The organism is Flavobacterium salilacus subsp. salilacus (assembly GCF_004634195.1).
Lineage (GTDB): Bacteria > Bacteroidota > Bacteroidia > Flavobacteriales > Flavobacteriaceae > Flavobacterium > Flavobacterium salilacus.
The window spans coordinates 511,945-536,364 of record NZ_SKBP01000001.1 but is presented as its reverse complement, the minus strand read 5'-3'; the positions used below and the strand labels follow the sequence as shown (position 1 = coordinate 536,364).

22 protein-coding genes and 1 pseudogene are annotated in these 24,420 nt (G+C 39.3%); 9 read left to right on the top strand and 14 right to left on the bottom strand.

The genetic code is table 11. The annotated features are described in order from the left end of the window. Positions 1 to 125 precede the first annotated feature (125 nt). A complete protein-coding gene (locus tag E0W68_RS02590; protein WP_135217837.1) occupies positions 126 to 1,679 on the top strand; it encodes a helix-turn-helix domain-containing protein in 1,554 nt (517 codons plus the stop codon). Positions 1,680 to 1,827: 148 nt separating this feature from the next. Beyond that, positions 1,828 to 2,649: a T9SS type A sorting domain-containing protein gene (locus E0W68_RS02585; protein WP_135217836.1), complete on the top strand. Its 822-nt coding sequence runs from the start codon at positions 1,828 to 1,830 to the stop codon at positions 2,647 to 2,649. A gap of 68 nt (positions 2,650 to 2,717) precedes the next feature. Here the strand turns inward: E0W68_RS02585 and asnS are convergent, their stop codons facing one another. Next, complete coding sequence (gene asnS, locus E0W68_RS02580) at positions 2,718 to 4,151, bottom strand: asparagine--tRNA ligase (protein ID WP_135217835.1); 1,434 nt, start codon at positions 4,149 to 4,151, stop codon at positions 2,718 to 2,720. Positions 4,152 to 4,293: 142 nt separating this feature from the next. On the opposite strand from asnS, the gene E0W68_RS02575 reads away from it, so the two are divergent. Further along, on the top strand, positions 4,294 to 4,620 hold the full coding sequence (locus tag E0W68_RS02575) for a DMT family transporter (protein ID WP_135217834.1): 327 nt from the start codon (positions 4,294 to 4,296) through the stop codon (positions 4,618 to 4,620). Here the strand turns inward: E0W68_RS02575 and E0W68_RS02570 are convergent. From E0W68_RS02570 to E0W68_RS02555, 4 genes are all read right to left on the bottom strand, one after another. Then, entirely contained in the window at positions 4,617 to 7,106 is a 2,490-nt protein-coding gene (locus E0W68_RS02570; protein WP_135217833.1) for a DUF5686 family protein, read from the bottom strand. The genes E0W68_RS02575 and E0W68_RS02570 overlap by 4 nt on opposite strands. Positions 7,107 to 7,197: 91 nt before the next feature. Continuing rightward, positions 7,198 to 7,758, bottom strand: a complete 561-nt coding sequence (gene frr / locus E0W68_RS02565) for a ribosome recycling factor (RefSeq protein ID WP_135217832.1) — start codon at positions 7,756 to 7,758, stop codon at positions 7,198 to 7,200. A gap of 26 nt (positions 7,759 to 7,784) precedes the next feature. Then, positions 7,785 to 8,492, bottom strand: coding sequence for a UMP kinase (pyrH, locus tag E0W68_RS02560; RefSeq protein WP_135217831.1), 708 nt, complete (start codon positions 8,490 to 8,492; stop codon positions 7,785 to 7,787). Between the two features lie 69 nt (positions 8,493 to 8,561). Beyond that, positions 8,562 to 9,341, bottom strand: a complete 780-nt coding sequence (locus E0W68_RS02555; protein ID WP_135217830.1) for a patatin-like phospholipase family protein — start codon at positions 9,339 to 9,341, stop codon at positions 8,562 to 8,564. A 98-nt stretch (positions 9,342 to 9,439) separates the two neighbouring features. On the opposite strand from E0W68_RS02555, the gene E0W68_RS02550 reads away from it, so the two are divergent. Beyond that, positions 9,440 to 10,051 (top strand): thioredoxin family protein, encoded by a 612-nt coding sequence (locus E0W68_RS02550; RefSeq protein ID WP_135217829.1) that lies wholly within the window; start codon positions 9,440 to 9,442, stop codon positions 10,049 to 10,051. On the opposite strand, the gene E0W68_RS02545 is transcribed toward E0W68_RS02550, so the two are convergent. The 5 genes and pseudogenes from E0W68_RS02545 to E0W68_RS02525 form a co-directional block, all read right to left on the bottom strand. Next, a complete protein-coding gene (locus E0W68_RS02545; RefSeq protein ID WP_135217828.1) occupies positions 10,048 to 10,692 on the bottom strand; it encodes a YiiX/YebB-like N1pC/P60 family cysteine hydrolase in 645 nt (214 codons plus the stop codon). The genes E0W68_RS02550 and E0W68_RS02545 overlap by 4 nt on opposite strands. Next, complete coding sequence (gene truB, locus E0W68_RS02540) at positions 10,676 to 11,368, bottom strand: tRNA pseudouridine(55) synthase TruB (protein ID WP_135217827.1); 693 nt, start codon at positions 11,366 to 11,368, stop codon at positions 10,676 to 10,678. Before truB ends, E0W68_RS02545 begins: the two co-directional genes overlap by 17 nt. A 7-nt stretch (positions 11,369 to 11,375) precedes the next feature. Then, positions 11,376 to 12,185, bottom strand: a complete 810-nt coding sequence (locus tag E0W68_RS02535) for an undecaprenyl-diphosphate phosphatase (RefSeq protein ID WP_135217826.1) — start codon at positions 12,183 to 12,185, stop codon at positions 11,376 to 11,378. 87 nt (positions 12,186 to 12,272) lie between these two features. Continuing rightward, a pseudogene (locus tag E0W68_RS02530) lies at positions 12,273 to 12,506 on the bottom strand (DUF3098 domain-containing protein); the annotation flags it as partial. Between the two features lie 51 nt (positions 12,507 to 12,557). Beyond that, positions 12,558 to 13,430: a cell division protein FtsX gene (locus E0W68_RS02525; protein WP_135217824.1), complete on the bottom strand. Its 873-nt coding sequence runs from the start codon at positions 13,428 to 13,430 to the stop codon at positions 12,558 to 12,560. 156 nt (positions 13,431 to 13,586) lie between these two features. Here E0W68_RS02525 and E0W68_RS02520 point away from each other — a divergent pair, with 156 nt between their 5' ends. From E0W68_RS02520 to E0W68_RS02510, 3 genes are all read left to right on the top strand, one after another. Beyond that, complete coding sequence (locus tag E0W68_RS02520; protein ID WP_135217823.1) at positions 13,587 to 17,171, top strand: leucine--tRNA ligase; 3,585 nt, start codon at positions 13,587 to 13,589, stop codon at positions 17,169 to 17,171. Between the two features lie 162 nt (positions 17,172 to 17,333). Further along, positions 17,334 to 18,014, top strand: coding sequence for a hypothetical protein (locus tag E0W68_RS02515; protein ID WP_135217822.1), 681 nt, complete (start codon positions 17,334 to 17,336; stop codon positions 18,012 to 18,014). Between the two features lie 92 nt (positions 18,015 to 18,106). Beyond that, positions 18,107 to 18,805: a zinc metallopeptidase gene (locus tag E0W68_RS02510; RefSeq protein WP_135217821.1), complete on the top strand. Its 699-nt coding sequence runs from the start codon at positions 18,107 to 18,109 to the stop codon at positions 18,803 to 18,805. A gap of 56 nt (positions 18,806 to 18,861) precedes the next feature. Here E0W68_RS02510 and E0W68_RS02505 read toward each other — a convergent pair whose 3' ends face one another. The 3 genes from E0W68_RS02505 to E0W68_RS02495 all read right to left on the bottom strand — a co-directional run bounded on the left by E0W68_RS02505 (position 18,862) and on the right by E0W68_RS02495 (position 21,362). Beyond that, complete coding sequence (locus E0W68_RS02505; protein ID WP_135217820.1) at positions 18,862 to 19,332, bottom strand: Lrp/AsnC ligand binding domain-containing protein; 471 nt, start codon at positions 19,330 to 19,332, stop codon at positions 18,862 to 18,864. A 129-nt stretch (positions 19,333 to 19,461) separates the two neighbouring features. After that, on the bottom strand, positions 19,462 to 19,743 hold the full coding sequence (locus E0W68_RS02500) for a hypothetical protein (RefSeq protein WP_135217819.1): 282 nt from the start codon (positions 19,741 to 19,743) through the stop codon (positions 19,462 to 19,464). Positions 19,744 to 19,991: 248 nt separating this feature from the next. Then, positions 19,992 to 21,362 (bottom strand): saccharopine dehydrogenase family protein, encoded by a 1,371-nt coding sequence (locus E0W68_RS02495; RefSeq protein ID WP_135217818.1) that lies wholly within the window; start codon positions 21,360 to 21,362, stop codon positions 19,992 to 19,994. 106 nt (positions 21,363 to 21,468) lie between these two features. Between E0W68_RS02495 and E0W68_RS02490 the strand changes: the two genes are divergently transcribed. Beyond that, positions 21,469 to 21,855 carry a DUF423 domain-containing protein gene (locus E0W68_RS02490; protein ID WP_135217817.1) on the top strand — a complete coding sequence of 129 codons (387 nt, stop codon included), beginning with the start codon at positions 21,469 to 21,471 and terminating at the stop codon, positions 21,853 to 21,855. Between the two features lie 79 nt (positions 21,856 to 21,934). Continuing rightward, on the top strand, positions 21,935 to 23,536 hold the full coding sequence (gene pckA / locus E0W68_RS02485; RefSeq protein ID WP_135217816.1) for a phosphoenolpyruvate carboxykinase (ATP): 1,602 nt from the start codon (positions 21,935 to 21,937) through the stop codon (positions 23,534 to 23,536). Between the two features lie 127 nt (positions 23,537 to 23,663). On the opposite strand, the gene E0W68_RS02480 is transcribed toward pckA, so the two are convergent. After that, entirely contained in the window at positions 23,664 to 24,413 is a 750-nt protein-coding gene (locus E0W68_RS02480; RefSeq protein WP_135217815.1) for a uroporphyrinogen-III synthase, read from the bottom strand. Positions 24,414 to 24,420 lie beyond the last annotated feature (7 nt).

Here is a 24,420-nt window from a genome sequence, read left to right as displayed (position 1 = left end):
TAATTGATGCGTTTTTGGATAAAATTATAAAAATGCGCTGTAATGGCTTTATTGGATGCTGTTCCTTAATTTATTGCGTTAAATGATTATTTTAGCAAGATATAATCTGCTTAATACCCCTGCCATTGAAAATTCTGATTGCTCAATTTATTTTCCTGTTAATTGCTGTTTCGGCATATTCCCAAGCTGTGCCTCAAAGAAAGATTGATAGTCTTGAACAGGTTTTGGTAAGGATGAATAGAAATGATACGGATGAGATTGTAAAACTGGGCGAGTATCTTATAGCTCATACTGATTCTGATGAAAAGAAATACTATTTTTTAGGGATTATTATCTCTTCCTATGCAACAAAAGGCGATAAAGAAAAATCAATTAAGTACTTATTCCGCGCCAAAAAGATTGCAAAAGATATAGGTGATGCTGAACTTATAACAAAAGTATATGTTACTATCGCCAGCCTTTATACATCACTCAATCTGAACGAAAAAGCAATGATGTACCTTCAGGATGCGTGGAAAGAAACAGAAAAATTGCCCATTGGTGAAAAAAGAAGCAGTATCACAGCTTTTTTATATAATGAGCAGGGCAATTTTTACTTTAACAATAAAGAGTATAAACAGGCAAATGATAATTATAAACTATCTATAGAGGAGTTTCGTAAAACTTTAAAATCACAGGCAGCAAATACTCCTTTTTATTATAAATCGTTGCTGCACAATTACGGCAAGTCATTTTTACACTTTAATGAGCCTGATTCTGCAGAAATATACCTTAATAAAGCCCTGATTGTTAATGATACGCTGTACCCGAATTTAAAATACCTTATTTATAACGACCTTTCTGAAGCCTATACAGCAAAAGGCAGTTATCGCCGTGCTATTGACACCTTACAAGTAATGCTGAAAGACAAAAATTTCAATATCCCTGAATTACAGTCATCAGTATATTTGAAGCTTTCAAGTAATTATAAGGCTATTGGCGATATGTCGAATTATGCACTTTATAATGAAAAATACCTGACCTTAACTCCCTTAGTGAAAAGTGAAGACCTGAATGCCATCAACACCGTTTTCAATGCTGAGCAATATGAAATTATTTCAGAATCGAGGAAGGAAAGCTATTTGTTTATTGGAGGTGCTCTTTTGGCTATAGTGGCAAGCGGTATTTATATTTTTATACTATACAGGAAGAAAAAGAAGGAGCAGTCCATTTACAAATCGATAATAGATAATTTGGAGAGCAGGCTTATAATACCTCTGACTAATGTTGTTGAGCCTGAAACAGTTCCTGAATCCCATCTTTCAATTATGCCTTCTGTTGAACAGGATATTTTAAATAAGCTCAAGCAATTTGAAAACTCCACAAGATTCACAAACGCAAAACTCACTATTGCTACACTTGCAGTACAATTTAAAACCAACACGAGCTACCTCTCAGAAATTATAAATAGGGAGAAAGGCAAAAATTTTAACGCATATATAAATGGGCTTCGCATTAATTATATCTGTAGCCTGATTCATTCCAATCCCGAATATCTTAATTATAAGATCAGCTATCTTGCCGAAACGTGCGGCTTTAGTTCGCATAGCGCTTTTGCTACTGTTTTCAAAAGTATAACCGGAATATCGCCTTCCGCCTTTTTAAAACAGGCTGCAATAACCAGGGGTAAGAAATTATGAGGGTTGTGTGTAATGTTTTGATTTTTATCTGTTTTAACGGGTTTTTAGACTTAAAAAATCAGGGATTTTAAAAGTAATACATTTTTTTTGCCATACAAATGCACTTACTTTTATCCTGACTATTATTAACCAAATAAAAAAGATCAGTATGAAAAAAATTACTTTAATCTTTACTTCTTTTATCCTTTCTTTAAAATTATTCGCGCAAGTTACTCCTTACACTAACCTTGATTCCTTTCAAAGTGATTTTGAAGGGGAGCTTGAAACAGAAGCTTTTTTAACAGGACCTAATGAACCGGCTATTTGCGGAATGGTGGTTAGTAATGGGGGAGATGATTGCTTTACGGCAGGACAAGTAATACCCGGATTTGAACTTTCGGCATCAAACGACAGTCCGATTGTTTTTCTTCCTGCTGATTTCCTTCCTTCTGCAAATACAACTCCGAGACTTGGAGCAAATAGCGGAGCTGAGGTTACAATTATCACTTTTACCGGTGAAGAAGATGTATATGCAGTAGGTCATTCATTACACATTGATAATAATGACGATTTTAATTATAAGGTGTACGATAAGAACAGTAATCTGATTTATGATCAAACGGTTTCTTACAGTGCTTTTTATGGTGTAATAAGCACGGAACCGATTGGGTGGGTTGAAGTAAAAAACGTGAATGATTCAGGTGAATTAATTGGCGACCTCCAATTTGGGTCTTTAACTATGAGTGTAGAGACAGCAGTCAAAGATCAATTAGTATATTACCCAAACCCTGTGAATGACATATTGAATATCCGTTCGGAAAAAAATATTGTAACTCTGAAAGTGATCAATGTATTAGGTCAGACAGTGCTGGAAAAAAATACGGATACTAATAGCTTTATAGATTTTACAGCTTTACAGCCGGGGAATTATTTTGTAAAAGCAACCTTTGACGATGGTGGAATAGCCCTGTTTAGGATATTCAGGAAATAGTTTTAGTTTTTATATCCCGGCAGATGCAAAAAAGGGCTTTTATACAATAAAGCCCTTTTTTTATTTTTTTAAAATTCTGCGTTTTGCGGTGTTCTTGGAAAAGGTATCACATCACGAATGTTACCCATACCCGTTACAAACAATACAAGGCGTTCGAAACCAAGCCCGAAACCGCTGTGTACTGCACTACCAAAACGGCGCGTATCTAAATACCACCATAGCTCCTCTTCGTCAATACCAAGCTCGGCTATTTTTTGTTGCAGTACATCAAGACGTTCTTCTCTTTGCGAACCGCCTACAATTTCGCCGATACCCGGGAAAAGAATATCCATAGCGCGTACCGTTTTCTCATCATCATTAAGCCTCATGTAAAAAGCTTTAATTTTGGCAGGATAATCAAATAATATTACGGGCGATTTAAAGTGTTTTTCCACAAGGTAGCGCTCATGCTCACTCTGTAAGTCAGCACCCCATTCTTCAATAATATAGTTGAATTTCTTCTTTTTGTTTGGCTTAGAGTTTCTCAGTATGTCAATAGCTTCGGTATAGCTTACACGCTTAAAGTTGTTTTCCAGAACAAATCGTAATTTTTCCAAAAGGCTCATTTCGCTGCGCTCTGCCTCCGGTTTGTTCTTTTCTTCATCTTTAAGCCTTTGGTCAAGGAAAGTCAAATCTTCAGGACATTTCTCTAATGCGTAACGGATAACGTATTTTATAAAATCTTCTGCCAAGTCCATGTTGGCATCAAGATCGTTAAAAGCAACCTCGGGCTCTATCATCCAAAACTCGGCAAGGTGGCGTGAGGTATTGCTGTTCTCTGCACGAAAGGTAGGGCCAAAGGTATATACCTGCCCCAGCGCCATAGCAAATGTTTCTGCCTCAAGCTGTCCTGATACGGTAAGGTTAGTTTCTTTCCCGAAAAAGTCTTGTTTATAATCTATTTTTCCATCTTCAGTCATTGGCGGGTTGCCCAGCGGTAATGATGTAACCTGAAACATTTCGCCTGCGCCTTCGGCATCGCTTCCTGTAATTACAGGTGTGTTTACATATACAAACCCTCTGTCCTGAAAATAATGATGTACGGCAAATGACAGTACCGAGCGTACCCTCATAATGGCGCCAAACACATTAGTGCGTACCCTTAGATGCGCATTTTCTCTTAAAAACTCAAGAGAGTGTTTTTTAGGCTGCATAGGATATTTTTCCGGGTCGCTGTCGCCCAGTATTTCAAGTTGTGTTACCTGTATTTCAAACTGCTGCCCGGAGCCTTTGCTTTCTACAAGGTTACCGTTTATGGAAACCGCAGCTCCGGTGGTAATTCTTTTCAGCGTTTCGGCAGGTGTGTTTTCAAAATCTACCACACACTGTATATTATGTATAACGGAGCCATCATTGAGAGCCAAAAACTGGTTATTTCTAAAAGTTCTAACCCATCCCTTTACTAATATGCCGTCAATAGGCTTTGTGCTGTTTAACAGGTCTTTAACTTTGGTGTTTTTCATTGTAAATAATTTAAATCATTTTATTACAGCTACCTGCCTTGTATAATAACGTAGTGAGGTAGTAAATGCCTGCAAATGTACTAAAAACAACAAAAAAGTTAAATATTAAGTCGTAATATTTGGAAAACTTTACATTTGCGTAATGAACTGGTTATTACTCATTATAGCAGGATTGTTTGAAGTAGGCTTTGCCTCATGCCTCGGGAAAGCTAAAGAAACAACAGGGATAACGTCAACCTACTGGATGGGAGGCTTTTTTGCCTGTCTTGCCATAAGTATGTTTTTGTTATATAAAGCCACACAAACACTACCCATAGGCACCGCTTATGCGGTATGGACGGGCGTAGGGGCTGTGGGCACCGTACTGATTGGAATTTTTATTTTTAAGGAGCCTTCGCATTTTTGGCGGTTGTTTTTCCTCACTACGCTAATCGCTTCTTTAATTGGGTTAAAGCTTGTGTCCGATTAAAATAAATTCAATACAAAAGATACCTTAATTGAGATATTTCTGTCCGGCTGCGGCAAATGATAAGGACCATATCTGTAAAAGGCAGTAAAACCAAGCCCTTTATAAATTTCATTAAACTCTATACCGCTTTCATAATATCCTTTTTCAAGGGTGTTATATTCAATGCCTCCATGTTCGTCCTTGTTTTCCATATTACCCCACGCAAAGCGGGTAACGAACATGGGAGACAGTTTTATGGCATTAAAAACGGTAAAACGGCTCATGCCATGCTTTAGTTGTACTATTGCATACTGGCTTGAGAAAAACTCATTAAAATACATGGTTTCAAAACTGTTTTTTCCGGCAAAAGTAATCCGTTCCAAAACTCCGTCCTTATCAAGGTTATTGGGCGAAGTACTGTAAAGATGGGTAAGGGGCGTATCGCCTATGGCAATTCCTGTTTGTATAAGTGCTGATGTTTTTTGCCCGTTAAGATAATTTTTTTCCATCTCTACCCTAAAGTCGAGTTTCCCGAAAGTAAGGTCGCTATCCAGAATGCCTGCAATAGCCTGTGTGTATTGGAATGTAAATTTAGGAAAGCGTTTATCTACCTCTATACGCCCGGCGGGCGTTTGCATAAAATCGCTAAACGGATTCCATTGTATAGCTGCCGTAGCCGTAGCAAGATTAAACTGGTTGTAGGTCTTTCCGTCGGGGCTGAATACATAATTGAATTTTGGATCAATGCTACTGTGGGAAATTTGCCAATGGCTCTCGGTTTTTGGCAATAATTTAGACTCTAAGTAGGCTTGCCATGTTTTGTGCCCATAAAAAGTAGAGATGTTTATAGGGCGAGGGTCGTATATCTTAAACGTTTTTTTGTCAGTAGCAAATGATGTACTTGCAATTTCCCGAACATCCTCTGTATAAGAGCCTCCTATCCATGAGTTTGAAAACTTGCCTATTCGCACCGCCGTGCCCAAGCTATATTTAAAAGCCCCATCTTTAGTACCATACACACCATAACCGTTAACCTTGAAATATTCAGAAAGTTTATTGTTGGTAGTACCGCCCAAGCCCAGCCTGAACCCTTCGTAGTTGTTATACCGGATAATGTCTCTGAGGTCGAGGTCAAATATCCCTAAGGGTACATAACCGTTGATTATTTTTTTACCCAAAAATATTTTTTTCTCCCAGTTTTCTTTGGCTACAAGGCTGTCCAGAGCAATATAGGTTTCTATGCTCCGGTTGTCCATAGTATCTATACGGTAACGATTCCAGTAGCTTTCCGGTCTGTTTATGGCTTCTTCTTTTATTTCTATGGCTACATCGGGATGGTTTATTTTTACAGGAATGTTATATTCCTGTTCGAAGTTAACGGACTCTGAAATGAGGTATAAATAATCTGAAGCATCTTTTTCACGATTAGTTTTTTTACTGTTATCTGTTCCGTCAAACTTTATCGTTTCTCCCAGTATTTTAATATCATTTTTGTTGTTTCCTTTTACAATTTTCAGTTTTTTCTCATCAGGAAACCATAAGTTTAATTCTTTGTTGTGCTTAAATACGTGAGTAGAAGTAATATCAAGCACATTTTTTACTCTGAAAATAGCTTTTGCAATGCCGTAATTCTCACTGTCTATATACAGTAGCCCCTCCAGTTTTCGCTTTTTCTTTTCTCTTTTCGGGGTAAAATATACTACATACACATTTCGCCCGTCTATAGCTACGGTATCGAGTATTTTATATTGATAATTGAAAAGGGCATCATCGGCTAACGGCCCCGCATATTTGGTTTCAACAAGTTCTATATTATTGCCGTATACGGAGTATGACTGGAGGGTTAGCCCTATTACTTCATACAGCGGCTGTTTAAAACCTGCCATGCGTGTGGCAAGCACATTTTCTTTTAATCCTTGTTTTTTGTTGAATTTAAATTCTGAAACTTTTTCTGTTTGATAAAGATGTCTTTGCTCTATCAACTTTTTAAATTTAAAGTCGGTAGAGTCTAATTTATCAAAGCGTTTGCCTAATCGTTCGTAAGTATAAATTGAGTCAATTTTTCCCACTATCGAATCCGGGTTAGCGGTAACCAGTAGTTTATTGTAAGTTTTATACTGAAAACTTTCCAGTCTTTCTCTGGGGTTGTTGTCTGGTTTTTTATAAATTACTTTTCTTATTAAAGCATTAACCTTATTGTGTTGCTCTATGACTACTTCTTTAAGCTCCTCATTACTTTGCGCCAGGAGTATAGTGTAGCTTTTTTTGCCGGGTATTACTGCTCTTTTTTGTTCTGTATAGCCAATATAGCCTACGGTAAACCATTCGGTAGCATCAGTACTGAATTTACCGTCAACATCGGCAACCAGTGTTTTTCCTTTATCAGTAGTAATAGTGGCAAAGGGCAGGGGGTTATTATGCTCACTTTCCCTTACAACGCCTGTAACGGTAAATTGTGCCTGGCAGGACAAGCCAAAAAAGAAAAGCAACAATGTAAGGGTTTTCATGTACCTTTTTATGCTAAACGAAAGAAACGGTAATTTGTTTCGGCAAAGATAGTATATAAATAAAAAATCCGCCTTAACGGCGGACTTTAAATTATACTTTCATTATCTCGGCTTCTTTGTGCGATAATAGCTCGTCAATTTTTTTTATGTAACTGTTGGTTAGCTCCTGCACCTCATCTTCGGCACTCTTGCAAACATCTTCAGACATACCGTCTTTTTCCAGTTTTTTTATTTCGGTATTAGCATCTTTACGTGCATTTCTTATACCTATTTTAGCATCTTCAGCTTCAGCTTTGGCTTGTTTTACAAGGTCTCTCCTGCGTTCCTCCGTTAGTGGCGGTACGCTGATGATAATGTTATCGCCATTATTCATAGGGTTAAAACCAAGGTTGGCAACCATAATGGCTTTTTCAATAGGATGCAGCATGTTCTTTTCCCAAGGCTGCACGGTTATAGTTCGGGCATCAGGAGTGTTGATATTCGCTACCTGCGAAAGCGGTGTTTGTGAACCGTAATAATCTACCATTACACCACCCAACATAGCAGGGCTGGCTTTTCCTGCACGAATATTTAAAAATTCTTTTTCAAGATGCGCTATAGAACCGTTCATCGACTCCTTTGTACTATCTAAGATAAAATCAATCTCTTCCATAGTATAAATATTATACTTTTAAAAAATTAAACGTTTACTGTAGTTCCCACCGGTTCGCCTTCGCAAACTTTTATAAGATTACCTTTTTTGTTCATATCAAAAACTATAATAGGCAATTCATTTTCCTGACTTAATGTAAATGCAGTGGTGTCCATTACATTAAGCCCTTTGCTCAATACATCTTCAAAAGTGAGCGTATCATATTTTACCGCATTGGGATCCTTTTCAGGATCGGCAGTATAAATACCATCTACACGTGTGCCTTTCAGTATCACATCGGCATTTACTTCTACACCTCTCAGTACGGCAGCGGTATCTGTAGTAAAATAGGGGTTACCGGTACCGGCACCAAAAATTACGATACGCCTTTTTTCTAAATGGCGTACTGCTCTTCTTTTTATATAAGGCTCTGCAATAGCTTCGATTTTTAAGGCTGTTTGCAAACGGGTTTGCATACCGGCGTCTTCAAGTGCTCCTTGCAGCGCCATACCGTTTATTACGGTAGCGAGCATACCCATATAATCTCCCTGAACCCTGTCCATACCATTACTGGCTCCGGCAACTCCTCTAAAAATGTTACCACCGCCTATAACAATGGCAATTTCTACACCTTTGTCATGTATTTCTTTAATTTCCAAAGCATATTCGGCAAGTCGTTTAGGGTCTATACCATATTGCCTGTCGCCCATTAAGGCTTCACCACTTAGCTTTAGCAGAATTCTTTTATATTTCATAGGGATTTTCTTGAATGATGCAAATATAGTAATAAATGTTTTCCGAAAAAGAGTTTTGTAATACCAACCCTATACTATAAGTTCATCATACGATTTTTTGGCAGCATTATAGCCTATGTCGAAAATTTCACCCATTTTAATTTTGTTCGTTTCAAACGTATTATAGGGAGCTAATTCGTCAGGGCTGATTACCCAGTCGCAAAGGCTGAATTTTTGCATATTCGTGTTAGCCGTAAGCAAGTCATAAGCCCTGGTGGTAACGGCCTTTATACTCCTCATGTCGCTCGCTTTAATTTTTTGTATAGGGCTTAAATATACCCCTATCAGCACTTCGCACCTGCCTTGCAACACATCAGAGGGGAAGTGGTTTAGTATGCCGCCATCGCTATACAGCTTGCCGTCTATCTCATACGGGCTGATAATGCCGGGAAAAGCAGCCGAAGCAAGTATGGCATCGATAATTTTTACCTCAGGTCCAAATATATGCAGTTTGCCCGATACGATATTGGTAGCGGTAATATGCACTTTGTAAGGGAGGTCGCCTATCAGGGCATCTTTAAAAATAGCTTCGAAGTAGTTTTTAAAAGCACCGGAGTCAATAAACCCCGCTTTGCGGAAGGTAAAATGTTTCCAGTGGAAAAAATAAATAGATTTGAAAAACTCCAATATTTCATGAGGTTTTTTACCCCAGGCATATAGTGCTGCCACAATAGCCCCGGAGCTGGTGCCTGCAATATGCGAAGGTTTTATGTTTTCTTCTTCAAAAAATTTAAGTATTCCTGCATGGGCAATGCCTTTAGTGCCTCCGCCGGAAAGTGTAAGCCCAATAGTGTTGCCGTCAAATTTCATTGTTACAATTTATCCTACTAAAATACATTTTTTTCTTAATTGTGTTTTTTTGTTTCTGTTAAAACTTGGTTGTAGCTTTGTAGTTAAAAGATAACACCATGCAAACCCCGCTTATTACTAACAGCTTAGAGAAAAGTTACTCTTATTCTGAATATAGAAATCATATTGCACAGTTACTATTAGAAGGTTTATCTACGGGCAATACACAATCTGAAGACCTTACCCATTACAGTACTCTGAATGAAGTCCGTATGAACCGACTGGAGAAAACCCTGAAAATAACGCCTGAAATAACAGAGAAGTTAAAAGCAATTAAAAAGAATTACATTTTTTTGGTGCTCTCCGAAGGCTGGTGTGGCGACGCTGCCCAAATATTGCCTATTATGGAAAAGATGGCGCAGGAAAATGATTTGATAGATTTGCGTATTGTGCTTAGAGATGAGAATAGCGAATTGATGGATGGTTTTCTTACTAACGGCAGCAGGTCTATACCAAAATTAATACTGGTAGATCCTGAAAATAATACTGTTTTGGGCAATTGGGGACCACGCCCGGCAGGAGCCACGCAACTGATAAAAGATTATAAGGCAAAGCATGGTGTAATTAACCAAGAGGCTAAAACTGAGTTGCAAAAATGGTATTTGCATGATAAAGGTATAAGTACCATGCAGGAAATAATAGAGTTGCTGGAAGAAGCAGAAAAGAATTAATTATTACCTGTTGGTATTGTACCGATAATCTCAATTTTATCAGAAACCGATATACCACCGGGGTTACATCCCGGTAAGCCTTCGGGTATTGCCGCACCGATGCTTTTATAATACTCTACCCACGCAGGAAAAAACTCGTTGGTATCAGGTTGTTTATACGTCATGGGGTAGAGCCTGAAAAACGGCTTGCCTGAATTGGCAAACAAAAATGCATCATATATAAGCTCGGAACAATAATAGCTACCATTATCATATACATACTCATCATCATAGGGTACACCCATTTGCTGTAATGAAAATGAAATAGCTAAAGGTATCAGGTTATTATATTGTTTTTTCAGCCTGCCTACATACATGGGTTTTGCGGTGTTCTCTGAAAATTTTTCGAGTGTAGTAAGCCGTACTGCGCTGCCTGCTGCTTCTATAACATACAGCATATCATTTTTATGATATATCATGCCCATGTGGCTAAAATCATTCCCGTTATAACCTTCGGTTACTGCTTCTATAGCATCACATAGCGGACCGCAATCCATATCCTGAAAAAGAAGATCGCCATCCTGCAAATCCACTTTTTGTGAAAAAGCAGAAAAAGCAACCGCAATCAAAAAAAGTGATACTATTTTAGCTTTTAACTTCATCTTCAAACGTTTCAGGATCTATTGCATCTGTAACCGAAAATTCGCCAATTTTAGTACGTCTTAGCGCTGTAAGGTGTGCACCCGATTGTAAGGCTATACCAAAATCATGTGCCAGCGAGCGAATATAAGTACCTTTGCTGCAAACTACTCTAAAATCTACTTCGGGTAATGCTATACGGGTAATTTCAAACTCGTGTATGGTAGTTTTTCTCGAGGCAATTTCCACTTCTTCACCTTTACGGGCGTGTTCATACAGTCGCTTACCATCTTTTTTTATAGCGGAGAAAATAGGAGGCTTTTGATCTATTTCTCCTAAAAATTGTTTTACTGTTTCGTTGATGAGGTTCTCATCAATATGTTCAGTAGGAAAAGTAGCATCTATTTCGGTTTCCAAATCATAAGACGGAGTTGTTGCACCCATGTAAAAAGTACCTGTATATTCCTTTTCCATGCCCTGCAACTCGGTAATGCGTTTGGTAAATTTACCGGTGCAAACTATCAGTAGCCCCGTTGCCAGAGGGTCGAGCGTACCCGCGTGTCCTACCTTTATTTTTTTTAAGCCCAAATGTTTTTTTAAGCTCCATTTTATTTTATTAACCGCCTGAAAAGAACTCCACTTTAGCGGTTTGTCTATAAGCAGTATTTTTCCTTCGGTAAATGCTTCGGGTGTCGTCAATTCGGGATTATTTGTATGTTGTAAAGTAGGCAAGCAGCAGTGCGCCTGCTATTATCCTGTACCAGCCCCAAGGTTTAAAGCCATATTTTTTGATAAAGCCTATAAAGCCTTTTATAGCAATAATAGCCACAATAAAAGCAATTACATTACCTACAAGGAACATTTTAAGATTATCCGGCGACTCCATTAGTAATTCATAACCCTTTAGCTGACTTTGCTCATACGTTTTCAGGAAAACGGAATAGATAGTAACAGCAGCCATAGTAGGTACTGCAAGAAAAAAGGAAAACTCTGCTGCGGTTTCGCGGGTAAGCCCCTGTTGCATACCGCCGATAATAGAGGCAGCCGAACGACTCGTGCCGGGCATCATGGCAAGGCACTGCCAAAAACCTATGGTTATGGCTTTCTTTCGGGTTATATCTTCTTCCTTTTGTATGGGTTGGTTGATAAAGAAATTTTCGATAAACAGGAGTATCACACCACCCACAATAAGTACTATGGCAATGGGTATAGGGTCGCCCAAAGCTTCTTCTATAAGGTCGTCAAACAAAAGTCCCAATACAAGAGCGGGTACTACTGCCAGAGCCAGTTTTATGTAAAAGTTGAATTTGGTAAAATCGAAAAACTTTTTCCAGTATAAAACCACTACTGCGAGTATGGCGCCAAATTGTATAGATACCTGAAACAGTTTTACGTAATCGTCTTCCTGTATGCCGTAGTACGAACTGGCAAAAATCATGTGTGCGGTAGATGAAACAGGTAAGTACTCCGTAAGTCCTTCAATAATTGCAATGATAATAGCCTGATAAAACTCCATTTATTTTTTCTTATTTTTAAAGTTCTTAATGGCTTTATCTTCGGGGAAAGTTTCGGCTACTTCTGTTTCAGGAACGTTTTTCCCGTACGGATTTTTAAGTATCGCATAAATAGTAATACCAAAGCCTATAATTACTACTGTAGGCGCAAGGCGTATTCTCCTGAAATTAAAGATAGCATCGCTGAAAACTTTTGGGTCGTCGCTGCCCCCGCCTGCCATAAGTATAAAACCAAGTGCAATTACGCCTAAACCTATCAGTAATATTTTATAATTAACCTTCTCAAAAAGGAAATGGGTTTTTATCTCGTTGTTGTTTTTCATCAGTTTCGTTTTTAGATTTTTACTATTGCCTTTTTGCTTATGGCTATTGCCTTAATAAAGGTCATCTGTTCTTAAATTCAGGAAACGCTGGGTGGCAAAAAAAGTACTTATTGCGGTAATGATAATACCAAAGGCAAGCACTCCGCCAAATACAATAGCTGTAGGCATCCAGTCTTCCCAAATGTTGAGCACCGGCAGTGCCGCATCAACATAATACACAAGCCACATAAGCACGCCAATAGCAAGTAAAGAGCCTATAAGCCCCAGCTTAATGCCTCGCCATACAAACGGTCTGCGAATGAATGATTTGGTAGCACCTACCATTTGCATAGTTTTTATTGTAAAGCGATGGTTGTATATGGATAGCCTTAATGCACTGTTGATGAGCAGCATGGCTATAAAGGCAAGGATGCCGCTTATAACCAATATCCAGAAGGTAATAACTTTTATATTATCGTTAGCCATTTCTACCAGTACAAGATCATAGGTAATATCGGCTACCATAGGGTTAGTTCTCAGGGCTACTTCAATATTTTTAATACTGTCGGTTTGTACATAACCACCTTTCAGGTGAATGTCGTAAGAGTTGAGTAACGGGTTGCTGTCCAGCAGGTTTTCATAGTCGCCCATAATATCCTTATTGTTCTGTGCAGCCTCCTCTTTAGAAACATAAACATAATCCTTAATGTAAGGAGCATTTTTAAGCTCTTCGCCAAACGATTGCATGATGCTGTCGTTAGCTTCTTTTTTAAAAAATACCGTCATCGGGATGTTTTCCTTTACATAGCTGGATATCTTTTCGGTATTAATAACAAAAAGCCCTAAAGCTCCCAGGAGCGTAAGCACAATGAAAATACTGAGTACCACAGAAAAATAAGAAGAAATAAGCCGTCTTTTTTGGAATTTTTCAAAAGATGATGCCATAGTTTATAATTTAGCGGTAAAAATAATAAAGAAATTTGTTAAACATAGTTTATAACGGGCAAAGTTTTGACTTTCGTACAATAAACGTAAATTTGCTTTTTTTTAAGCTGTCAGGCAGCTTTTAAAACTTTATGACTTTCAACTTTACAACTCAATATGCGATACAATCCCAACGAGATAGAAGCCAAGTGGCAAAAATACTGGGCAGACAACAAGACCTTTAAAGCAGAGGACAACACGGATAAACCGAAATATTATGTGCTCGATATGTTTCCTTACCCATCAGGGGCGGGGCTGCACGTAGGGCATCCGCTGGGGTATATCGCATCGGATATTTATGCGCGTTACAAACGCCATCAGGGTTTTAATGTGTTGCATCCGCAGGGGTATGACAGTTTCGGGCTTCCTGCCGAGCAGTATGCCATACAAACGGGGCAGCATCCGGCGGTTACCACCGCTACCAATATTGCCCGTTACCGCGAGCAGTTAGACAAGATTGGTTTCTCATTCGATTGGGACAGAGAGGTACGTACTTCTGACCCTGAATATTATAAATGGACACAATGGATATTTATCCAGTTGTTCAACTCATGGTATAATAACGATACCGATAAAGCTGAAAGTATTTGTACGCTGATTGCCAAGTTGGAGGTAAATGGTAATGCAGGCATCAATGCCGTATGCGATGATAACATTACTGCTTTTACAGCCGACGAATGGAACGGTTACAGCAAGGAGCAACAAGAAAAAATACTACTACAATACAGGCTTACCTACCTTGCCGAAACCGAAGTAAACTGGTGCCCTGCACTGGGAACGGTTTTAGCCAATGACGAGATAGTAAACGGAGTATCCGAAAGGGGAGGGTATCCTGTTATCCGTAAAAAGATGACACAATGGAGCATGCGCATATCAGCGTATGCCGAAAGGTTGTTGCAGGGGTTAGATACTATCGACTGGACAGAATCGCTTAAAGAAAGTCAGCGTAACTGGATAGGAAAATCGGTAGGAGCATCGGTTACATTTAACATCCTCACCCCTAACCCCTCTCCAACGGAGAGGGGAACGAGCAACCCATCTGTCCAAAAGACACCCGGATATATGACTGCCGATGGCAGCATGGCAAAACAACTTGTAGCCAATGCGCGTAATAACCGAAAAGAGGCTACACCTGCCGAGGCATTACTTTGGGAAGCTGTGCGTAACAGGAAATTAGATTATAAAATCAGGAGGCAACATCCTATTGGGAGTTATATAGCCGATTTTGTTTGCCTTGAAAAGCGACTGATAATTGAAGTTGATGGCGTTTATCATAGTACTGACGAACAAGCTGAACTGGATGAAACCCGCACGTTGGAACTGGAACAAAAGTACAACTTCAAAGTAATTCGGTTTACTAATGATGAGGTACTGAATGATATAGATGCGGTAACCTCAAAAATTAAAGAAGTATTAAGCGAAAGAAAATCGTATAAAGACAGTCCGGCTCCCCTCTCCGCCGGAGAGGGGCTGGGGGTGAGGCAAATAGAGGTGTTTACCACCCGCCCTGATACCATTTTTGGCGTAAGTTTTATGACACTTGCACCAGAGCACGAACTGGTTGCCGAAATAACCACATCCGAACAGGCAGCAGCAGTAACGCAATATATAGAAGCAACGGCAAAGCGTAGCGAGCGCGAGCGTATGGCAGATGTAAAAACCATATCAGGGGTATTTACAGGGGCGTATGCCGAGCATCCGTTTACCAAAGCGCCTGTGCCGATTTGGATAGGCGATTATGTACTGGCAGGCTACGGAACAGGAGCAGTTATGGCGGTACCTGCGGGCGACCAACGCGATTATGACTTTGCGAAACATTTTGATATTGAAATAAAAGATATATTTGCCCCCCAACCCCAGAAGGGGGAGGAAAAGCCCTACTCGCTTGAGGATGGTGCTTTTACCGAAAAAGGAGGCTTTACACTAAAGAACTCTGATTTTTTGGATGGGTTAGACTATAAAACAGCGACTAAAAAGGTTATTGAAAAGCTGGAAGCCATAGGGCAGGGCAAGGGTAAAACCAACTACCGCCTGCGCGATGCCGTATTCAGCCGTCAGCGTTATTGGGGAGAGCCGTTTCCGGTATATTATGTAAACGGCTTACCGCAAATGATAGCTGCCGAACATTTACCCATACGCTTACCGGAGGTAGAAAAATATTTGCCAACCGAAGACGGGCAACCGCCATTAGGCAACGCCAAAGAATGGTATTGGGACACCAAAACCAACACCGTAGTAGCCCCTCCGCAGGAGGGCACGGGGGATGCTGAAACCGTTTTCCCATTAGAGTTAAACACTATGCCGGGATGGGCAGGCAGCTCGTGGTATTGGCTGCGCTATATGGATGCCCATAATAATGAGGCATTTGTATCGGCGGAGGCAGAGCAATACTGGCAAAACGTAGATTTATACATAGGCGGTAGCGAGCATGCTACAGGGCACTTACTATACAGCCGTTTTTGGAATAAGTTTTTAAAAGACAGGGGTTTTATACACCAAGATGAACCTTTTAAAAAGCTGATTAACCAAGGGATGATATTGGGGCAAAGTGCTTTTGTTTATAGGTTAGCAGTTGAGTATGTTGCAGAATATAATATTACAGAAGAATCTCGCCAATTAGCAGTTAAAGATAATTTAGTAGCACCTTTAAAGGCTTATCAAGAAGGGACGTTAGGGACAAAATATTACTTTTCAAAGAATAAAATGATCGAATTAACAAATGGTTCATTTAATATAATAGATATTGATTTTAGTAATTTACAAAGCAGAATAAAGAATGAAATTATAGAAACTCTTGATAAAGTAGTTTCATTGTCTCCTTTTGAGAATTCAACTTTCAAGTATGAGCGAAATATAGAAATAGGTAAAATAATTTTTAATCCAATTCATGTTGATGTAAATATTGTAAATGCTTCAGATGAAATTGATTTAGAAAAGCTTAGAAATTGGATGCCTCAGTTTAAAGATGCCGAATTTATTACTGAAGATAACGGCAAATATATTGTAGGTCGCGAAGTCGAAAAAATGTCGAAATCGAAATATAATGTAGTAAACCCGGATGATATTTGCGAGCAGTATGGTGCAGACACGTTACGTTTGTACGAAATGTTTTTAGGACCGTTAGAGCAGGCAAAACCCTGGAATACCGCAGGTATAACGGGTGTTAGCGGTTTCCTCAAAAAACTATGGAAGTTATACTTTGATGATAACGGGCTTATTGTTACCGATAACGAACCAAGCAAAGAAGCCTACAAAATATTGCACCGCACCATCAAAAAAGTACAGGACGATATTGAGAATTTCTCTTTTAATACTTCGGTAAGTTCATTCATGATAGCTGTTAACGAGCTTACGGCTGCCAACTGCCACGAGCGCGCTATACTGGAGCCATTGGCAATTATCATATCGCCTTATGCGCCCCATATTGCTGAGGAGCTTTGGAGTCAGTTAGGTAATGAGGGCAGTATTGCCAGAGTACCATTCCCTGAGTTTAACCCGCAATATCTGGTAGAAAGCAGTAAGGAATATCCGGTATCGTTTAACGGTAAAACCCGCTTTAAGATAGAGTTGCCTATGGATATGCCGAAGGATGAAATTGAGAAAACAATCCTTGCCGATGAGCGTACAGCGCAGCAGCTAAACGGAGAGCAGCCTAAAAAAGTAATTGTTGTTCCCGGCAAGATTATTAATATTGTGATGTAATAGTACACCTTAAAAATTATTTTAAAACGGTATGTTGTTGAAAATCAACATGCCGTTTTTTATTTTTTAAATTAACACATTTAACACGAATTTTTTGGCACGGGGTTTGGTTATGGGGAATCAAATCATTAATCAAAAAATAACAGTTAAAACAAAATCAACATGAAAAAAATCTTACTTACAGCAATATGCCTTGCATCCTTCTCGGCATTCGCACAGGAAACAGACGCAGTAACAACAGAATCGGGAGAACCTATCAGAAAAGGGTTTTATATTTCGTTTGGTGTAGGAACCATGAATGACTACAACATTAACGATAAGCTTGTGGCTTCAGGCATGCCACAGTTGCCGGATGCTATGTTTGAGGTCGGTATCGGTTATAACCTGACTTGGGAAAAAATATTGCTTGATACGGAATTTCATACGGATTACTTTGATAAGAAAACCAGTACCGACAGGGTAAGAGGTGTTGTAGCAGGTGTAACGTTAAGACCACAGTACATACCTTTTAGGAGTAACGGGTTTTACATAGGTACCGGTGCTGACATTTCTTACACCACCAATACTTTCGACCTTTACACGCGTGGCAACGAAATAGACCTTAATAACCTTGATCCTGCTTTCCATTCAGGGCATATAAGCCTGAGTAACCAGCAATTGTTTATGGGTCCATCTGTATCTGTAGCAGCTTTTCAAAACTCAGAATTCCCTTTAAAACTGAATGTAGGGTATCAATGGGCGGTAGTAAGCGGTAGCTGGGACAGCGAAGTAGCTGATGTGACAAACACTGTTAAGGAAAACGGGCAGGGGCGTTTTTATGCCAAGCTTACATTTTTACTATAACAATAGGTAATTATGACAAAAATTCATTTAAAGCCAATCTGTACAGATTGGCTTTAAATTTGATATATATCCTGTAAAAACAATAATTAAAAATGATAGGATATTATATAATGCTCGGGCTTATTGCCCTTGTAAGTTTTGCGGTAAGCTCGAGGCTTAAATCAAAATTTGAACATTACTCCAAAGTACACTTGCGCAACGGAATGAGCGGAGCGGAGATTGCACAACAAATGTTGCATGACAACGGTATTTATGATGTAAAGGTAATTTCTACCTCCGGCAGGCTTACCGACCATTATAACCCTGCCAATAAAACGGTAAACCTTAGTGAAGCAGTCTATAACCAGCGCAATGCGGCTGCGGCTGCCGTTGCTGCCCACGAGGTAGGGCATGCCGTGCAACACGCTACGGCATATGGTATGTTACAGTTTCGTTCCAATCTTGTGCCTCTGGTAAGTGTGTCATCACAGTTAGCAGGACCGCTTATTATAGTGGGGCTGATACTGGGAGCAGGCTCGCAACTGGGCTTTGGCTATTATATTGCCATTGCAGGATTGGTACTTATGGGGCTTGCCACATTGTTTAGTTTTATAACTCTTCCGGTAGAGTATGATGCCAGTAACAGAGCATTAAAATGGTTAAAAACCAATAATATGGTTACGCAGCAGGAATATTCCGGCGCGGAAGATTCGCTTAAATGGGCGGCACGCACCTATGTAGTGGCTGCAATTGGCGCACTTGCCTCGCTGTTATACTGGGCGTTTTTAGTATTTGGCGGAAGGAGGGATTAGGCCACCCCTAACCCCTCCAGAGGAGGGGAAAAATCCCCTTTGCGGATTTAGGGGGCTTACAGTTGTATCTGCCGTTCTATCTGTTGGTCGAGTGATATAAAGGTTTCTGTACGCGATACGCCATCAATAGGCTGAATTTTAGTGTTCAGCAGGTGCATCAGGTGTTCGTTATCGCGGCATATTATTTTTATGAGTATCGACCAGTTGCCCGTAGTATAGTGGCATTCCAGTACTTCGGGTATTTTGCGGAGTTCTTTAACCGCTTCGGGGTTGCTGGAGGCTTTATCCAGATAAATACCTACAAACGCCATAGTGCTGTAACCTAACACTTTATTGTTTACAATAAATTTAGAGCCGGAAATTACTCCTGCCTGTTCCAGTTTTCGTAATCGCTGATGTATCGCTGCACCAGATATTCCTATTTTTCCCGCTATTTGCAGTATGGGCTTGCGGGCATCTTCCATCAGGTTACGTAATATCTCTTTATCGATGCCATCTATTTCAATTTGCAGCGAATTTATTTTCATACTCTTACTGTTTTTATGTAAAAATACATTTTTTACTTACATAATATAAAGTGTAATGTGTGTTTGGGAGATAATTATAAAAAAACCGCCCAAAAGGGCGGTTAACGATAAAGGATGTATGGATACTAATTATAGCCTTACAATACCGGTAACGTATGGCGCACCGTTTAAAGGCTTGAAAATTTCTACAATAGCTTCCCAAATCACATCTGAAGGAGGCATAGACGCTTCACATTTAAAACGATAGTTCATTCCTGCTACAACTTGTGTTGAAACAGCTATTGGATTGTATTTTACTCCTACAAAGCCATGCATTGCTTCATCAAATACTTTTCGGTCTTCCGGAGTTAATTTGTGGTACGCAGACCATCCTCCAAGAACATGGGTTTCTGTTGCTTCTTTAGTTGACATAATTTTTTGTTGAATTAAATTTTTCCTACTCATGTGGCTTTTCGGATACCGCCCGTTTTTTTAAGTGGTTTCTGTTTCCACTGTTTTGAAAATCAATATATTGATAACAGCAAGGTAGGACGAAATTATTGAAAATAATCAGGTGTAAATACCGTATTTTTAATCACGTAAATACATTCAATTCTATAAAAAAACCTCCCGAGTATTTATACTGGGAGGTTTAAAAAAAGCCGGGTTAGTTATCAGAGTCAGCTCGCTACATTATTGGGGTTATACCCCATGTAGGGAACTTCTTTTTCATGGAAAATAACTCCAAATTCTTCAAGTTCTTTCAATATAGGCTCGTACACTTCTTTATATATAGGGAGTTGTACCCCTTTCAGAGTAATATTGCCATTTAGTATTTGCAGTGCAGCCATGGCTACGGGCAGTCCTACGGTTTTTGCCATAGCGGTATGAATTTGGTCTTCGCCTATGCATACCATAGTGGCATCTATTTGTTTTTTTATCCCGTTATGTTCATAACCAATTTTATGATACATTACTATCATATCTTTATCCTCCGGGCTTAATGTCCATTTGTCCGAAAGTATTTTTTCAAGTATTTGTGCCGGAGTGGCATCCCGAAGCCCTACTTTTTTATCAGGGTTAAAAATATCGAGTTCCATTAGCTTTTCCCACTGGATATCATCCTGATCTATTTTTAAAATATGCCTTAATTTCAGCTCTACAGAGTCTGTAGGGTGGTAGGGCAGGAACGAGTTGGTAAATTCCCGATAACTCATATTCTCAGAGTCTTCCATTATATATGTATCATCCGTCATGCCCAGTTGTATAAACATATTCCATGCTTTAGAGTAGCCTACTCTTCGCATTGTGCCCCTGTAGAGTGTAAGCACATCGTCAAGCCCGTATAAGCTGCGGTATTTTAGCGAGTCGCGATTGGCATAGCCTTCAAAACGACCAAAACCCTCTATTTCCATAAACTCTGTTCGGCGAAACAGTTTGTTATAAGGTATATATTTATAGTTGCCTTCCTGAATAAATTTGGCAGCACCACCTTGCCCTGCCAATACTACGTTGCGCGGATTCCATGTAAATTTATAATTCCACAAGTTGTTATCCGATTCCGGTGCTACAAGCCCGCCGCAAAACGATTCAAACAGTAGTACTTTTCCACCTTTAGCTCTTATTTCGTCTAATACCTTCATGGCACTCATGTGATCTATACCGGGATCTAAACCTATCTCATTCATAAAAATAAGGTTATTTTCCCTCACCTGTGCATCAAGCTCTTTCATGGCAGGGCTGATGTATGATGCCGTAACCATGTTTTTTTTGTGCTTAATGCAGTCTTTTGCTACCTCATAGTGCAGGTGCGCCGGCAGCATTGATATTACAATGTCGGCATTGCCTATATAAGTATTGCGCTGTGCCTCATTAAAAATATCAAAGGCAACAGGAGTAGCTCTCGGATGATCTTTAGTTTTCTTTTGTGCCAGTTCTACCGAAAGGTCGGCAATGGTGATATGCAAGTTTTCGGACTCCGATTTTTGCAACAAATATTCTATTAATGACGTAGCCGAACGTCCTGCGCCAATAATTAAGATATTCCTCATAGCTTTCTATTTATAACACGAAAGTAATAATTTGTTATATTTATATAAATATTTATGGGGTAAATTTCTGTAAACTTTTTAATTTTACTGTATAATTACTAAGAAAATGAACAGAAAAATTTTAGTCGCAGCCGCAGTGTTAGGCATAATTGCAATAGCATTGGGCGCTTTTGGTGCTCATGGTTTAAAAAAACTGATTGAACCTGAGATGCTTATAACTTTTGAAACCGGTGTGCGATACCAAATGTATCATGCACTTTTTTTATTGTTTGTAGGTACTACCCCGCTGGTTTCAGAAAAAACAAAGAAAATCGTTTTTATATTAACGTTAACAGGAGTATTATTCTTTTCGGTATCTATTTATTTTTTAGCCTGTAACACCCTTTTTTCTTTCGATTTCAGGAAAATAGGTATTATTACTCCTGTTGGAGGATTATTATTAATTGCCGCTTGGGGAGTATTATTATTAAACTTAATTAAACGAAAAGGATAAATTAATTGTAATTCTACACATTCTATAAAATTATTTTTTACATTTGCCCTTTGAAACAATGCAACTTAATCTTAAAGTTATGGAGAATTACGGTCTTTTCACGAAAACGATTTCGTTAGAAAGCATGGGAATTAAGAACGCGAATGTTAAGTATCAGTTAACTCCCGATGAGTTACATGATATATCGATTGAAAAAGGACAAGGGGTAGAAAGTTCTACCGGTGCTCTTGCAGTTAATACGGGAGAGTTTACCGGAAGGTCGCCTCAGGACAGATTTATTGTTAAAGACAGTATTACTGAAGATAAAGTATGGTGGGGAAATGTGAATATCCCGTTTGACAGTGATAAGTTTGATGCTCTTTATAATAAAGTAACTGACTACCTGTCTCATAAAGAGGTTTTTGTGCGCGACAGCTATGTGTGTGCCGACCCTAACTACAGGCTTAATGTAAGGGTAGTTACTGAATACCCTTGGTCAAACCTGTTTTGTTATAATATGTTTCTTCGTCCTGACGAATCGGAACTTGAAAATTTTACTGCTGACTGGCATGTGGTATGTGCTCCCGGCTTTATGGCAGATCCTGCCACAGACGGTACACGCCAACACAACTTTGCAATACTCGATTTTACACGTAAAATAGCGCTTATAGGCGGTACGGGCTATACAGGAGAGATGAAAAAAGGTATATTCTCAGCCTTAAACTTTATTTTGCCGGTAGATAAAAATACATTGCCAATGCACTGTAGTGCTAATGTGGGCGAGAATGGCGATACCGCGATATTCTTCGGACTTTCAGGTACGGGTAAAACAACGCTCTCTGCTGATCCTGAGCGTAAACTGATTGGTGATGATGAGCATGGCTGGACGAATGAAAATACTGTGTTTAACTTTGAAGGCGGTTGTTATGCCAAAGTAATTAATCTTACGGAGGAGAACGAGCCGGACATTTTCAGAGCTATAAAAAGAGGTGCAATATTAGAGAATGTTATTTTTAAAGAAGGTACTAACGAGGTAGATTTCGAAGATGTTTCTATAACACCAAACACAAGGGTTAGTTACCCAATATATCATATTGATAATATACAGCCGGACTCTATAGGTAAGAATCCTAAAAATATATTCTTCCTTACTGCTGATGCTTTTGGTGTACTGCCCCCGATATCTAAACTTACTCCGGGTCAGGCTGCCTACCATTTTATATCAGGCTACACTGCTAAGGTTGCCGGTACAGAGGCGGGTGTAAACGAGCCACAACCTAACTTCTCAGCATGTTTCGGGGCACCGTTTATGCCATTGCACCCTACAAAATATGCAGAGATGCTTAGTGCTAAAATGAAAGAATCGGGCGTTAATGTATGGCTTGTAAATACAGGCTGGACAGGTGGCGCATATGGCACCGGAAGCAGAATGAAATTAAAATATACAAGAGCCATGATTACAGCAGCCCTAAACGGCGAGCTTGATAATGTAGGTTTTGAAATTCATAAAGTATTTGGGCTTTCAAAACCGCAAAGCTGCCCTAATGTACCATCAGAGATACTTAATCCGCGTAATACATGGGAAGATAAAGATGCCTATGATGCTAAAGCGAAAGAACTGGCTGAGGCATTCAGGAAAAATTTTGCCAAGTTTGAGGAATTTGCCAATGAAGAAATTCTGGCAGGTGCCCCACTGGCATAAGTGTGATTTTAGAATAGATGCGAAAAACCGCCTGTGATGGGGCGGTTTTTTATTGTACAGAACTTCCCAAAAATAAAAAGAGCTGCCTCAACAGAGGCAGCTCTTTTTATATTGTATCATAAGGCAATTATTTTGCTTTATTAGCTTCTATAATATATTTTTCTAATGCCATTGTCATAGACGGCGTGTCCGGTGTGGGAGCCATAATATCAATACGCAGGTTATGGTCAAGCGCCTCTTTTTGGGTAGTACTGCCAAATACGGCTATACGGGTATCGTTTTGTTGAAAGTCAGGAAAGTTTTTAAATAACGACTTAATACCTGTAGGGCTAAAGAAAGCCAACACATCATAATATACATCTTTCAGGTCGCTAAGGTCGCTCATCACAGTGCGGTAAAATATACCGGGAGTCCAGCTCACTTTCAAAGTTTCCAATGTATGAGGTATATCATCATTCATCTGGTCGGATGCAGGGAGTAAAAACTTCTCGTCTTTGTACTTTTTGATAAGCGGAGCCATATCGGCAAAGTCTTTTTGACCCACATAAATTTTCCTTTTTCGGTACACTACATATTTTTGCAGGTAAAAAGCTACAGCTTCGCTCTGGCAAAAGTACTTCATGGTTTCCGGTACTTTGTAGCGCATTTCTTCTGCTACACGGAAAAAATGATCGATAGAGTTTTTACTTGTAAGAATGATTGCGGTATATTTATTAAGGTCAATTTTTTGTTGCCTCACATCTTTTGCGCTTACACCCTCTACATGAATAAACGGCCTAAAATCTACTTTCACTTTCAGCTTTTGCTGTAATTCAAAGTACGGTGAATTTTCTACTTTAGGTTCCGGTTGTGAAACCAAAATTGTTTTCACTTTCATATTTTAA